Source organism: Burkholderia sp. BCC0397 (genome assembly GCF_902832865.1).
Lineage (GTDB): Bacteria > Pseudomonadota > Gammaproteobacteria > Burkholderiales > Burkholderiaceae > Burkholderia.
On record NZ_CADFDL010000005.1, the window covers coordinates 113,856 to 126,947 of the forward strand.

Consider the following 13,092-nt stretch of genomic DNA (forward strand, 5'->3'; position numbering starts at 1 on the left):
TCGGCCTGCGTGTCAGCGATTGATTTCGTCCGCCGAGATCAGTTCAGCCACCAGCACTTGCGCGGGCCCTTGCAGGTAGTACTCGCTCTCGAGCGGTTCGCGCAGCTTCATGAACGTTTCCGCGCCGATCTGCATCGTTTCGCCCGCATGCATGCGCGCGCCGCTGTCCAGCAGGTAATGCATCACGTTGTTGAAGATGCCCGAGTAGCGTTCGCCTTCGTGATGGCCGGCGGCGAGCGCGGCGAAATCGGGCAGGCCGAACACGTCCGCGCCATAGGTGCGCATCCATACGCCGTCGACGCCTTCGACTTCGTATTTCACGAAGCCGCAGAAAAACAGGTTCAGCGGGATATCCCGCAGCACTTCGAGGCTTTCGTCGCCGAGTTCCTTCGCATCGAACACGCCGGCCGGCAGCGACGTATGCGCGTGCTCGTTCAGCACCGCGAGGCCGTTCTGTTCCGCCAGCGCGCCGGCGACGGCCGCCAGCGCGACATACTGGTCGAGCGGATTCGCTTCATGCCCGGCGTAGTACAGGATCACGTGGCTGCGGTTCGCGCGTACCTGCTGCTTCAGGTCTTGCCCGTAGTGAGCGGGCGCGACGCACGCTTCCAGCGCGTCGGCCGGGTAGGGCGAATCGAAGCCGACCAGCCGGACGACGTGGTTGCCCCAGCCGGCGAGACCGAATACCTGTTCCAGCGTCGGTTCGGTTTCGACGCGCGCCTGCTTCATGCTCGGGTGATACGCGCGCAGCGCGGCCGTCAGCGCGGCGATATCGACCTGCAGCGGACCGTCGAAGACGACCGCCACGCTCAGCGGATGCTCGACGTCGGGTGCGGCGACCAGTGCGACGGGGTGGTCGGGCTCTTCCTTGCGGCCAAAGAATCGGGATATCAGGCTCATCGGATGTTGTTTGTGTCGATGCCGTTACAGGGAGGGAGCCCTGTTCTCTCGGTCAGGGCCTGGCCGTCGGGATGGCGGCCGCCCGTAGTTTCCCCGGGTTCGGCGAATCTGGCAAATATCCGATGGCGCGGCCGCCGGCGCGCGCCGGTCAGCGCGGCAGCGCTTCGGCTTCGGCCCAGCGCTTGAACGAATCGAGACGCCGGCGCGTCTGCACGAGATAGAACGCGCCGATCAGCGGTTCGAGCAGCCAGCGCAGCCACGACGGCTGTGCACGGAAGTGGTACGTGAATTTCACCTCGGTCGACCCGGGCGTGTGCTCGGTGAAGTTCCAGCTGCCGCTGAAGCGTTCGAGCACCTTCGGTCCTTCGACCATTTCGACGGCGGCGACCTGCGGCGGACGGTACGAGATGTAGCGCGACACCATCGTCGCGCCCGACTGGCTGCGGCAGAACGCGTCGACGCCGACATCGGCGGTCGTTTCGTCGAGCAGATACGCATCGATGAGGAAGTTGTCCCACACGAGCCGCCGTCCGTAGTCCTGCGACCACGTGAACAGGCGTCTGCGATCGACGCCGACGGTCCGGCTGACTGAGATCCTCATGAGGGCGGGCGCCAGGGTGCGGATTGGGATGCGATCGAGTGTACCGCGCCAATAACACGTGTTTGTCAGAGTTCGTCAAGTCGAGCGCGTGCTCGAATAGGCTCGATTGACGCACCTCGGGATTTCCCCTAGGATTAATCCCATGCCTTCGGGAAAGACCCGAAGCGTTTCAATCTCTTGAGGGAGCCTCATGAGTACGCAACAGAACCGGCGCTTCGACGCGCTCGTTTTCATTGGTCGTTTCCAGCCTCCGCATCGTGGTCACCTGAATGTGCTGAAGTCGGCACTGAGCCGGGCCGAGCGCGTGTGCGTGCTGATCGGGTCGACCGACAAGCCCCGCACCATCAAGGATCCGTTTTCGTTCGACGAGCGCCGCCAGATGCTGGCTTCGCTGCTCGATGTGTCCGAGCGCGATCGCGTGACGATCGCCCCGCTGCAGGATTCGACCTACAACGACGGCGACTGGGTGCGCTGGGTGCAGGAGGTCGTCGCGTCCATGCTCGGCGATATCGCGCAGCGCAAGGTCGGGCTGATCGGCCACGAGAAGGACGCCACGTCGTATTACCTGCGGATGTTCCCGCAATGGGAGCTCGTCGACGTCGACGCGACGGAAGACATTTCCGCCACCGAAATCCGCGACCAGTATTTCGCCGAACGGACCAACAGCTTCGTGCAGTGGGCCGTGCCGGAACCCGTGTTCGGCTGGCTCGAGCGGTTCCGCACACAGCCGGAATTCGCGCAACTGAAATCGGAAGCCGAATTCATTGCTGCGTATCGCAAGGCCTGGGCGGCCGCGCCGTATCCCGTCACGTTCGTGACGGTCGACGCGGTGGTCGTGCACTCCGGGCATATCCTGCTCGTGCGCCGCCGCAGCGAACCGGGCCGCGGCCTGTGGGCGCTGCCGGGCGGGTTCGTGAACCAGGACGAGCGGCTCGATGCGGCGTGCATTCGCGAATTGCGCGAGGAAACCGGCCTCAAGCTGCCGGAGCCCGTGCTGCGCGGCTCGATCAAGGATCGCCAGGTGTTCGATCACCCGACGCGTTCGCTGCGCGGCCGCACGATCACGCATGCGTGCCTGTTCAACTTCCCGACCGGCGAGCTGCCGCGCGTGAAGGGCAGCGACGACGCCGACAAGGCGCGCTGGGTGCCGCTCAACGAATTCGCGCAGATGCGCAACGTGATGTTCGAGGATCACTTCGACATCGCGTATCACTTCCTGGGGAAGCTGTGACGCGCTGATTCCCCGCATTCGGTCCGCCGCGACAGACGCGGCGGCACTTCAACGGCCTAGAGGAGCTCTAGCCATGCAAAACGATCCCGGCGGCTTTGCCGCGGTTCTCGCCAATCCGATTCTCAACACGGATTCGTACAAGGCTTCCCACTTCCTGCAATATCCGCCGGACGCCTCGGCGATGTTCTCGTACGTCGAATCGCGCGGCGGCCGTTACGACCGCACGCTGTTCTTCGGCCTGCAGATGCTGCTGAAGGAGTATCTGCGCAAGCCGGTCACGCACGCGATGATCGACGAGGCGTGCGATTTCTTCACGGTGCACGGCGAGCCGTTCAACGAAGCAGGATGGCGCCATATCGTCGAGCACTACGACGGCTACCTGCCGGTGAAGATCCGCGCGGTGCCGGAAGGTTCGATCGTGCCGGTGCACAACGTGCTGATGACGGTCGAATGCGACGATCCGCAGGTGTTCTGGCTCGCGTCGTATCTCGAGACGATGCTGTTGCGCATCTGGTATCCGGTGACGGTAGCGACCCGCAGCTGGCACCTGCGGCAAACGATTCGCCGCTTCCTCGAAAGGACCGACGACGATCTCGCGCAACTGCCGTTCAAGCTGCACGACTTCGGCGCGCGCGGCGTGTCGAGCGCGGAATCGGCCGCGATCGGCGGCGCCGCGCACCTCGTGAGCTTCATGGGCTCGGACACGGTGCTCGGCGTGCTGGCCGCGAACCGCTTCTATCGCGAGCCGATGGCCGCATACTCGGTGCCGGCGGCCGAGCACAGCACGATCACGTCGTGGGGGCGCGAAGGCGAGGCCGATGCATACCGCAACATGATCAGCCGCTTCGGTTTGCCGGGTGCGATCGTATCGGTCGTGTCGGACTCCTATGATCTGTTTGCCGCGCTCGATCTGTGGGGCGGCGAACTTCGGCAGGCGGTGATCGATTCGGGCGCGACGCTCGTCGTGCGTCCCGATTCCGGCGACCCGGTGACGATCGTGATGCAGACCGTGCGGGCGCTCGATGCGTCGTTCGGTTCGACCGTGAACGGCAAGGGGCGGCGCGTGCTGAACCGCGTGCGTGTGATCCAGGGCGACGGCGTCGACGAGCAGTCGATCGAAGCAATCCTCGCCGCACTCGACGACGCGGGCTACGCGGCCGGCAACGTCGTATTCGGCATGGGTGGTGCGTTGTTGCAGCGCGTGAACCGCGATACGCAGCGCTTTGCGATGAAGTGTTCGGCGATCCGGCGCGGCGGCGTGTGGCACGACGTCAGCAAGGATCCGGTCACCGATCAGGGCAAGCGCTCGAAGCGGGGGCGGCTCACGCTGCTGCGCAATCGCCGCACCGGCGAGTATCGGACGGTGACATTGCCGGTTGCGTGGGACGATCGTGCGCTGGAAGGCGAATGGGACGAGGCGCTCGAGACGGTGTTCGACACCGGGCGTCTGCTCGTCGATACGTCGTTCGCCGAGGTGCGGGCGAGGGCGCACGCGGGGGAGGTGTGACGCAGACGAGGCCGTGAGACACGTTTCCGGTACTTTGGCGCTGGCAAGCTGCAACGGAGATATCGTCTAACGGCCCACCTCGTCACTGGAGCGCCCGGGATGTCGGCGTGATACGCGGGTCACCGCACAGATGCCGGCATCCGTCCTTGCAAATGGGGACCAGCGTCACGCCAATCTGAAGATAGCCTTCGTAACCAGCACTGTCTTTCGGATACGGTTTCGAAATCATGTGGGTGTCCGACCATATGTTCTCGCTCCTGATGCCGAGTTGAACCAGATACTCTTTCAAGTGCACCGATCTTTGCTGCGCGAGTGCCTGCGGATTCGTCTCGCCAATGTAGGCGCCGGCCGTGACGATGCCTCGAATTTCGGCGTCAGGCCACTCGCGAGCACGGATGACCATCTCCGCGATTCTGACGCGATCCTTGTTGGGAATCGCATCGGAATTGAGCGGGACGCTGTCGAGCATGTCTTCGGAAACGGTACATGCAGCGGACGGAATCGGGAATGAGAGGCATGTACAGATTGCCATGCTGATCACGCGAGCGGGAGATATCACCACAGGGTCCGGTCGTCGAAAAATGAAATATAGCAAGCGAGGCTGTCTGCATTGTCGATTGCCACATCCGCGTGTGTCTGAGCCCAGTATTTCAGGCCGGTGCCGAATCCATAGATTTCGTCGTTTGAATCGAAGGTATCGATATAGTGCGTGCACTCGTGAATCAGAACTTTCAGCTTGCAGTTCGTAGAAAGCCGAGCATCGGGAAGCGTGCAGAAGTGCGGGTAAATCGCAATTATTCGTTTGTGTGAGTCAGGTTTGCATACTGCTGCATCCGTGATTCCATTGTCGGGAAACACGGTGCACGTTATGTTCCTCTGCGTTTGCTCGTCCCATCTGATGACGTTTTCGGGTTCGAGTTGCTGCATGACGCCTAGAAGCTTGGGTAACCCAATGCTCAAACGTTGCCGGACTGTTTCGTCAGATCGCCCGAACCAGGTCCGGACGCGGCTTTGTTCTTCGTGGTCCCAGGCGGCGAGCCTCTCCATCCGCTCGCGAATCAGGACGACTGCAGCGTCGCGCAGACGTGCAATTAACCGCCTGAACGTTTTGTTCGACATGTTCTCGCAGATTTGCGTCATGTCGAGTTCGATGGTGTGAGTGGAGCCGGGTATTGTGTTCGTACAGGTGGTCCCGACGCAAATCCACTCTTCGTCTTCTTCTTGGCGTGTGGTGTCGGGTGAATGGAAGGTTATGCCCATGGACTCGATAGTTATCCGGAAGGAGGGGATGACTATCGATTCAAGAAGGCATGCCCGTCTATGAGACAGGTACGATTTTAGAAGGGTGAATCACGGCATCTTGATCGAGGCAAATTGCGCAGTGCGGATCTGTTCGGCAAGAGGAATTTTGCCGGCCTCGATCATTCATCAGCCAGCACACGGCCGCCGGCATCCGCCGGCACACCGCCGCGCTCCACCACACGCGCCGCCTCCATCGCCCGCGCAAGCGCATCGAACACAGCGGGCCCCTTGCAGCGCGACACGTTGAAGCGCATGTACGACGTCGCGCTGCGCGACGCGCTGAATACGTCGCCGGGTGCGAGCACCACGTCGTGGTCCAGCGCGTGGCGTGCGACGCGCGCGGCGTCGAGCCCGTCCGGCAATTGCGCCCACACGAACAACCCGCCGCGCGGCTCCGTCCAGATCCCGAGGCCGGCTCGCGCGAGGCGCCGGATCGTTTCGCCCATCGCATCCGCGAGACGCGCGCGCAGGCTGTCGAGATGGCGCCGGTACGTGCCGTCGATCAGCAGCCGGTGCACGACGTTCGCGCCGATCTGCGCATTGCCGAACGACGTCGCGAGCTTCAGGTCGACGAGCGCGTCGATCCATTCCGGGCGCGCGGCGACATAACCGCAGCGGATCGCGGCCGACAGCGTCTTCGAGAAGCTGCCGATCGACACGACGCGCGACAGCCCGTCGAACGCCGCGAGGCGCGGCGCGGGCGTGCTCTCGAAATCCGCGAAGATGTCGTCCTCGACGATCAGCAGCCCGTGCTCGGCCGCGAGCGTCAGCAGCCGGTGCGCGACGGGCGGCGCGAGCGTCGCGCCGGTCGGGTTGTGCAGCGCGGCGTTGGTGATGTACAGGCGCGGCCGGTACTCGGCGAGCACCTGTTCGAAGCGCACGAGATCGGGGCCGTTCGGCGTGAACGGAACGCTGACGATCCGTGCGCGGTGCGCGCGCAGCAGCGCCTGGAAGTTGAAGTAGCACGGATCGTCGAGCACGACGGTATCGCCGGGTTCCAGCAGCAGGCGGCACACGAGGTCGAGCGCGTGCGTGCCGCCGTCGGTCAGCATGATCTGCGCGGGTTCCGCGTGGACGCCGTGCTGCGCGAGCCGCCATGCAAGCTGCTGGCGCAGCGCGGGCAGGCCGAGCGGCGTCGCATAGTCGGTCAGCGCATCGGATTCGTCGCGCGACACGGCGCGCAGCGCGCGGCGCAGGCTCTCGTCTGGCAGCCACGACGACGGCAGCCATCCGCAGCCGGGCTTCATCGACGTGGGCGCCGCTTCGAGCGACTGGCGCGACAGCCACAGCGGATCGAGCTCGCGATCGAGGCGCGGGCCCAGCTCGGCGAGCGCGAGCGGCGGTGCGTGGCCCGACACGTAGAAGCCCGAACCGCGCCGTGCGGCGAGCACGCCTTCGCTCGCGAGCCGCTCGTACGCATCGACGACCGTCGATTTCGACACGCCGAGCGCGTCGGCCATCATCCGGATCGACGGCACGCGCGCGCCGGGCATCAGCGCGCGGCTCGCGATCCGCGCGCGCAGGGTATCCATGACGGTTTCCACGCGCGTGCGCGACGGCGCGGGCGGAGCGGGAGTCGGGGCGGAAGGGCTCATGATGGACGATGAACTGTACGGCTGGTTGTTCAGTACAGTTTGTCTGAATTGTATTGGGCTGTAGCTTACGCCGTTTTCGCCGGCGGCGGATCATCGGTCATCTACCTCCATTCAGGGTTGACCGTGCAAAAGACGACCGACGGATGGCTCAGCGGCCTGCTGGGCGTGATCATCTTCAGTGGCTCGCTGCCCGCGACGCGTGTCGCGGTGCAAGGGCTCGATCCGCTGTTTCTCACGTTCGCCCGCGCGACGATCGCCGGCGCGCTCGGCCTGCTGCTGCTCGTCGTGCTGAAGCAGAAGCGGCCATCGCGTGCCGAGGCCGTGTCGCTGGCCATCGTCGCGCTCGGTGTCGTGGTCGGTTTCCCGTTGCTGACGGCGCTTGCGCTGAAGCACGTGACGTCGGCGCATGCGATCGTGTTCGTCGGGCTGCTGCCGCTCGCGACCGCGCTGTTCGGCGTGTGGCGCGGCGGCGAGCGGCCGCGGCTGCCGTTCTGGATCTTCTCGATCGTCGGCAGCGGCGCGGTGGCCGCGTTTGCGCTGCGCAACGGCGGGCAGGCGTCGGTGGTCGGCGATGCGCTGATGCTGGCCGCGATTGTCGCGTGCGGGCTCGGTTATGCGGAAGGCGCGCGGCTGTCGCGCCAGCTCGGCGGCTGGCAGGTGATCTCGTGGGCGCTCGTGCTGTCGCTGCCGCTGATGCTGCCGCTCACGTGGCTGACCTGGCCCGCGTCGTTCGACGGCATCGATGCCGCCGTGCTGTGGGGGCTCGCGTACGTGTCGCTGTTCAGCATGTTGATCGGCTTCGTGTTCTGGTATCGCGGGCTTGCGCTCGGCGGGATCGCGGGCGTCGGCCAGTTGCAGCTGCTGCAGCCGTTCTTCGGCTTCCTGCTCGCGGCCGGGCTGCTGCACGAGACGGTGCCGCCGTCGATGGTCGTCGTGACGGTCGTGGTGGTTGGCTGCGTGGCGGGCGCGAAGTACTTCTCGAAGATGGCGCCCGTGCAGCGCGCGGGATGACGCAGGCGCGGCGGCGTGCCGCGCATCAGGCTGACATAACCGGGCGCGAGGCTTGCGGCAAGCCGGTTGCTGCCGGTGCGCATGATCGCGATCGTGCGCCCGACGCCGCGACCCAAAGCAAAACGGCCAGGCTGCCGGTAGCGGCAAGCCTGGCCGTTGGCGTTCGTCACGCCGGGCGCGGGTTACTCGAACGTTTCCAGCGCGAGCAATTCGCCGATCGTCTGCCGGCGGCGGATCAGCCGCGGCGTGCCGCGATCGACGAGCACTTCCGGCGCGAGCGGCCGGCTGTTGTAGTTCGAGGACATCGACGCACCGTACGCGCCCGCGTCGTGCAGGAACAGCAGGTCGCCGATCTGCGGCTGCGCGAGCTTGCGGTGCGTGACCACGCCGCCTGCATCCTGCGTGAACACGTCGCCCGATTCGCACAGCGGCCCGGCGATCGCGAGATCGACGAGCGGCCGGCCGGCCGGCGGCGCGCCATCGTGCGCGTGCACCGACACCGCGTGATAGCTGCCGTACATCGACGGGCGCATCAGGTCGTTGAAGCCCGCGTCGATCAGCACGAAATCGTGTTTCGGCCGACGGTTGACGGCCTGCACTTCGGTGACGAGCGTGCCGGCTTCGGCGACGAGAAAGCGGCCCGGTTCGATCTCGATGCGCACCGGGTGGCCGAGATGCCGTTCGATCCGCTTGCGCGCGGCGTCCCACTGGCTGAAGTAGTGACCGACGTCGACACGCGGCTCGCCGTCGCGATACGGAATCGACAGGCCGCCGCCGGCCGAGATCGCGTCGATGTCGTGGCCGAGCGACGTGACGAGATCGACCATCGCATCGCACACCTGTGACAGGTGGCCGTAGTCGACGCCCGAACCGATGTGCATGTGGATGCCGACCAGCTTCAGCCCGTACTGGCGCACGATCTCGATCGCGCGCGGTATGTCGTCGATCCAGATGCCGTGCTTGCTCTGCGGGCCGCCGGTGTTGGTCTTGTTGCTGTGGCCGTGGCCGAAACCGGGGTTGACGCGCAGCCACACGCGGTGGCCGGGCGCATGCTCGCCGATGCGCGCGAGCATGTCGAGCGAACCGGCGTTCACGGTCACGCCGTGCTTCAGCACCGCCGCGAGCGTCGGGCGGTCGATCAGGTCGGCCGTGAACACGACGCCTTCCGGCTCGCCTGCCGCAGGATCGCCTGCCGGACTGAACCCCGCCGCGAGGCTGCGCTCGATCTCGCCGAGCGACACGGCGTCGACACACGCGCCTTCCTCGCGCATCAGCTTCAGGATATGGATGTTCGAATTCGCCTTCTGCGCATAGCGAATCACGTCGAACTGGCGCAGTTGGGCGATGCGGTCGCGGATGACGTCGGCGTCGTACACCCACAGCGGGGTGCCGTATTGCTGCGCGAGCGTCGCGAGCTGGCGGGAATCGAGGGACATGGCGGATGAATCGGTTTGAATGAACGGATAGCCGGATGATGCGCCTGATCGGCTATACAGTAAAATGCCTATCTATCGATACTCGATTCATTTTTGATATATACGTTCATGCTGACGCACCGTCATATCGAGGTTTTTCGTGCGCTGATGGTCACCGGCAGCACGACGCGTGCGGCCGAGATGCTGTACACGTCGCAGCCGACCATCAGCCGCGAGCTGGCGCGGATGGAGCAGGTCGTCGGCTTTGCGCTGTTCGAACGCGCGCACGGCCGGCTGCGCCCGACGATGGCCGCGCTCACGCTGTTCGACGACGTGCGGCTCGCGTATGTGGGGCTCGAACGCGTCGCGGCGACGGCCGCGCGCCTGCGCGAGTTTCGCGACGGGCAACTGTCGGTGATCGCGCTGCCGGCGTTCTCGCACGCGATCCTGCCCGGTGCGTGCCGGCGCTTTCACGACGCGCATGCGGGCGTCAGCGTGTCGGTCGCGACGCAGGAATCGCCGGTGCTCGAGGAGTGGCTCACTGCCCAACGTTACGACCTCGGGCTGACCGAGCACGATGTCGCGCCGGCCGGCACGGTGCTCACGCCGCTGCTCGAAGTCGATGAGGTGTGCGTGCTGCCAGATGGCCATCCGCTGCTCGCGCAGGACGCGATCGACCTGCTGGATCTCGCCGACCGTCCGTTCGTGAGCCTGTCGCTGAACGATCCGTACCGCATCCTGATCGACGAGGCGTTCGCGCAGCTCGGCGTCGCGCCGCGTTCGGTGGTCGACACGCCGTCGGCCGTGTCGGTGTGCGCGTTCGTGCGGCAAGGGCTCGGGGCCGCGATCGTCAACCCGCTCACGGCGCTCGATTTCGTCGGCCGCGACCTGCACGTGCGGCCGCTGACGCGCTCGTTTCCGTACCGGGTCAGCGTGATCGTGCCCGAGCACCGGCCGAAGAGCCTGCTCGTCGATGCGTTCGCGGATGCGCTGCGCGGCGAAGCGAAGGCGATCCGCCGTCGGCTCGCCGCACACCTCGGCTAGCGGCGCCACCGTATGATCGACGTTTCGCCGCCATCGTCCTCATTTTCCGGAATCCCGTCATGACCGACGCATCGTCTGCCCTCGAACAACCGACCCTCACCGGCGAACGCGTCGTCCTGCGCCCGCTCGATGCATCCGACCGGCAGGCGCTGCTGGACGCCGCGGCCGACGGCGAGTTGTGGAACCTGACAGTCACGGTCGTGCCGGGCGCGCACACGATCGACGCCTACATCGACACGGCGTTGCAAGGGCGGGCGGTCGGCACCGTGATGCCGTTCGTGATCGTCGATCGCGCGTCGGGCCGCGTGATCGGCAGTACGCGCTTCTGGAAGATCGACCGCAAGAATCGCAAGCTCGAGATCGGCCATACGTGGCTGGGCGAATCGGCGCAGCGTACGCGCGCGAATACCGAAGCGAAGTGGTTGCTGCTGGCTTATGCGTTCGACACGCTGCAATGCGTGCGCGTGCAGTTCACGACGGACGAGCTGAACGAGAAATCGCGCGCGGCGATCCTGCGGCTCGGTGCGAAACAGGAGGGCATCGTGCGTCACGAACGGATCATGCCGGACGGCCGCAAGCGCAATTCAGTGCGCTTCAGCATCATCGACGACGAATGGCCGGAAGTGCGTGCGCGACTCGAAGCGAAGCTGGCGACGTAACGGGTGACGCGGGACGCTTGATGCGCGACGTGCGTCGCGCCGCCGGCAGGGGAGGCGGCAGCGCGACGGCGGGGGAAACGGTGCGCCGCGCACGATGCGCGGCGCTGCATCGCCTTACTGCGCCGATGCGAGGTGATGACGCTGCGCGAGCTTCTGCGCGTCCGCGTAGTGCGCTTGCAGGATCGGCAGCGCCTGGCGTGCGACTTCCTTCAGCTTGGTGTCGCGGCCCGATGCGATTTCGGCCTGGAACGCCGAGATCGCCTTCTGCTGGCCGGCGAGCGCGACCTGTTCGATATACGCCTTGTCGAACTCGGCGCCACGCAGGCTCTTGATGCTGCTCAGCACGGTCGTGTCCGGGTCGTTGGCCGGCACGTCGACGCCGCGCGGGCTCGCTGCGCGCATCGCCTGGATGATCTTTGCATCGTCGGTCGACACGCGTTGCGCGAACGCCTTGACCTGGCTGTCCGACGTGCGCGAATCGGCGATGCGCGCGGCGTCGTGCTGGGTCGACACGGTCTTCGTGCCGTCCGTGATGAAGGTTTGGTCGGCTTCGTGGATGCGCGTCGCGGTCGCGGCCGGCGCAGCGGACGCGGCGGGTGCCGGTTGTGCGGTTTGCGCGGTCGCCGTCACGGCGACGAGAAGCAGGCCAGCGGCAGACAAAGCAAGGCGCGAAATGTGGGGAAAGCGGTTCATGGGGGACCTCCTCGATCGGGGCTCTGGTTAAAAAACGGATCGTGTGATCCGTCGCTGTGCGAGAGACCGGGCGCGCCCGGGCCGGATTCGATGGCCGCTCTGCCGCGGCGGCGTTCGAAGTGTTTCCCGGCCCGACTGATTCTAGGAGAGCGGTCGGGTAGCAGGTGCAACCGTGCTGTGGCTTGTGTAACGGTTGGTAAGACGAATCGATGGGCAGAGGCGCAGGCAGGTAGTGCGTACCTGATGCGCATGCGGCAGCGGCAATTTTTGCGCGCGCGGGGCGCATGCAATGCATGAGATGCACGTACGTGTCATCGGCATTTCATCGGCGTGATGTTGTCGTGGCCGCTGCCGTGGCGGCGCGTCGGGCGAGAGGGCTGCGTGTGTGTGGCGTGCGTGAAAGAAAGCGTTACACGCGATCGAGCAGCGCATCGAGGCGCGGCAGCAACGGCGTCGCGCAATGTGCCTGCAACGCGTCGGGCGCGGTGTAGCCCCACGCGACGCCCTGGAACGCGATACGTGCACGCCGTGCCGCGTCGGCGTCGCGGATTTCGTCGCCGACGTACAGCACTTCGTCGGCGCGCACACCGGCCTCGCGCACGAGCGCGCGCAGACGGCGCGCCTTGCCGAACAGCGGAATGCCGCATGCGAAATGGTCGACGCGCGCGCCGGCGCGCGGGCCGAGCCGGTCACGCACGATCTCTTCGGTATTCGACGTGGCGATCGCGATGCGGATGCCGCGCGCGGCGAGCGCGTCGAACGTTTCGTCGACGCCGGGGAACAGCTTCACGTGGGCCACGCGCGGCCCCATCAGGCGACGCATGTCGATCGTCACGCGCGGCACTTTCCACATCGGCACGTCGAGCGCGCGAATGATGTCGCGCGCCGACATGCCGCGCAGCGCCGGGCGCAGTTCGGGCGTGGCGTCGCGAAAGCCGTGCAGGCGTGACGCCTCCGACAGCGCGGCGAGAAAACTGTCGAGCGAATCGGCAAGCGTGCCGTCGAAGTCGAAAGCGACGAGGCGGTAGGTCATGAAGCAGCGTGGCGGGTTTATCGGGTGGACGACATTGTCACCGAATCGAGGCGGGCAGTGCGGCAGATGCGAGTGCTGCGGCAGCGAGCCGGAACGCGGCG

Annotated in this window: 13 protein-coding genes and 1 pseudogene; 5 read left to right on the top strand and 9 right to left on the bottom strand. The window is 65.8% G+C overall.

Translation table 11 applies throughout. The annotated features are described in order from the left end of the window. Positions 1-12: 12 nt before the first annotated feature. Together HWX03_RS18000 and HWX03_RS18005 are read right to left on the bottom strand one after the other, a co-directional pair. Positions 13-900 (bottom strand): DUF4261 domain-containing protein, encoded by an 888-nt coding sequence (locus tag HWX03_RS18000; RefSeq protein WP_175872083.1) that lies wholly within the window; start codon positions 898-900, stop codon positions 13-15. Between the two features lie 148 nt (positions 901-1,048). Next, a complete protein-coding gene (locus HWX03_RS18005) occupies positions 1,049-1,501 on the bottom strand; it encodes an SRPBCC family protein (RefSeq protein WP_175872084.1) in 453 nt (150 codons plus the stop codon). 190 nt (positions 1,502-1,691) lie between these two features. Between HWX03_RS18005 and HWX03_RS18010 the strand changes: the two genes are divergently transcribed. Together HWX03_RS18010 and HWX03_RS18015 are read left to right on the top strand one after the other, a co-directional pair. Continuing rightward, positions 1,692-2,732: a bifunctional nicotinamide-nucleotide adenylyltransferase/Nudix hydroxylase gene (locus tag HWX03_RS18010; RefSeq protein ID WP_175872085.1), complete on the top strand. Its 1,041-nt coding sequence runs from the start codon at positions 1,692-1,694 to the stop codon at positions 2,730-2,732. 73 nt (positions 2,733-2,805) lie between these two features. Continuing rightward, complete coding sequence (locus tag HWX03_RS18015) at positions 2,806-4,239, top strand: nicotinate phosphoribosyltransferase (protein ID WP_175872086.1); 1,434 nt, start codon at positions 2,806-2,808, stop codon at positions 4,237-4,239. Positions 4,240-4,321: 82 nt separating this feature from the next. Here the strand turns inward: HWX03_RS18015 and HWX03_RS18020 are convergent, their stop codons facing one another. The 3 genes from HWX03_RS18020 to HWX03_RS18030 all read right to left on the bottom strand — a co-directional run bounded on the left by HWX03_RS18020 (position 4,322) and on the right by HWX03_RS18030 (position 7,136). Then, positions 4,322-4,708, bottom strand: a complete 387-nt coding sequence (locus HWX03_RS18020) for a hypothetical protein (protein WP_175872087.1) — start codon at positions 4,706-4,708, stop codon at positions 4,322-4,324. A gap of 86 nt (positions 4,709-4,794) precedes the next feature. Next, positions 4,795-5,499: a M35 family metallo-endopeptidase gene (locus HWX03_RS18025; protein ID WP_175872088.1), complete on the bottom strand. Its 705-nt coding sequence runs from the start codon at positions 5,497-5,499 to the stop codon at positions 4,795-4,797. A gap of 161 nt (positions 5,500-5,660) precedes the next feature. Then, a complete protein-coding gene (locus HWX03_RS18030; RefSeq protein ID WP_175872089.1) occupies positions 5,661-7,136 on the bottom strand; it encodes a PLP-dependent aminotransferase family protein in 1,476 nt (491 codons plus the stop codon). Between the two features lie 123 nt (positions 7,137-7,259). Between HWX03_RS18030 and HWX03_RS18035 the strand changes: the two genes are divergently transcribed. Further along, positions 7,260-8,147 (top strand): DMT family transporter, encoded by an 888-nt coding sequence (locus tag HWX03_RS18035; RefSeq protein ID WP_175872090.1) that lies wholly within the window; start codon positions 7,260-7,262, stop codon positions 8,145-8,147. A gap of 11 nt (positions 8,148-8,158) precedes the next feature. Here HWX03_RS18035 and HWX03_RS37345 read toward each other — a convergent pair. Then, positions 8,159-8,263 (bottom strand): annotated as a pseudogene (locus HWX03_RS37345) (ABC transporter permease); the annotation flags it as partial. 66 nt (positions 8,264-8,329) lie between these two features. Beyond that, positions 8,330-9,604: a diaminopimelate decarboxylase gene (gene lysA, locus HWX03_RS18040; RefSeq protein ID WP_279612231.1), complete on the bottom strand. Its 1,275-nt coding sequence runs from the start codon at positions 9,602-9,604 to the stop codon at positions 8,330-8,332. 87 nt (positions 9,605-9,691) lie between these two features. Here lysA and HWX03_RS18045 point away from each other — a divergent pair, with 87 nt between their 5' ends. After that, entirely contained in the window at positions 9,692-10,606 is a 915-nt protein-coding gene (locus tag HWX03_RS18045) for a LysR family transcriptional regulator (protein ID WP_012493476.1), read from the top strand. 59 nt (positions 10,607-10,665) lie between these two features. Next, positions 10,666-11,265 (top strand): GNAT family protein, encoded by a 600-nt coding sequence (locus HWX03_RS18050; RefSeq protein ID WP_175872092.1) that lies wholly within the window; start codon positions 10,666-10,668, stop codon positions 11,263-11,265. 114 nt (positions 11,266-11,379) lie between these two features. On the opposite strand, the gene HWX03_RS18055 is transcribed toward HWX03_RS18050, so the two are convergent. Next, the gene (locus tag HWX03_RS18055; protein WP_174432313.1) at positions 11,380-11,958 is read right to left on the bottom strand and encodes a DUF4142 domain-containing protein; all 579 of its coding nucleotides are present in this window, start codon (positions 11,956-11,958) and stop codon (positions 11,380-11,382) included. 409 nt (positions 11,959-12,367) lie between these two features. Next, positions 12,368-12,991 (bottom strand): HAD hydrolase-like protein, encoded by a 624-nt coding sequence (locus tag HWX03_RS18060; protein ID WP_175872093.1) that lies wholly within the window; start codon positions 12,989-12,991, stop codon positions 12,368-12,370. Positions 12,992-13,092 lie beyond the last annotated feature (101 nt).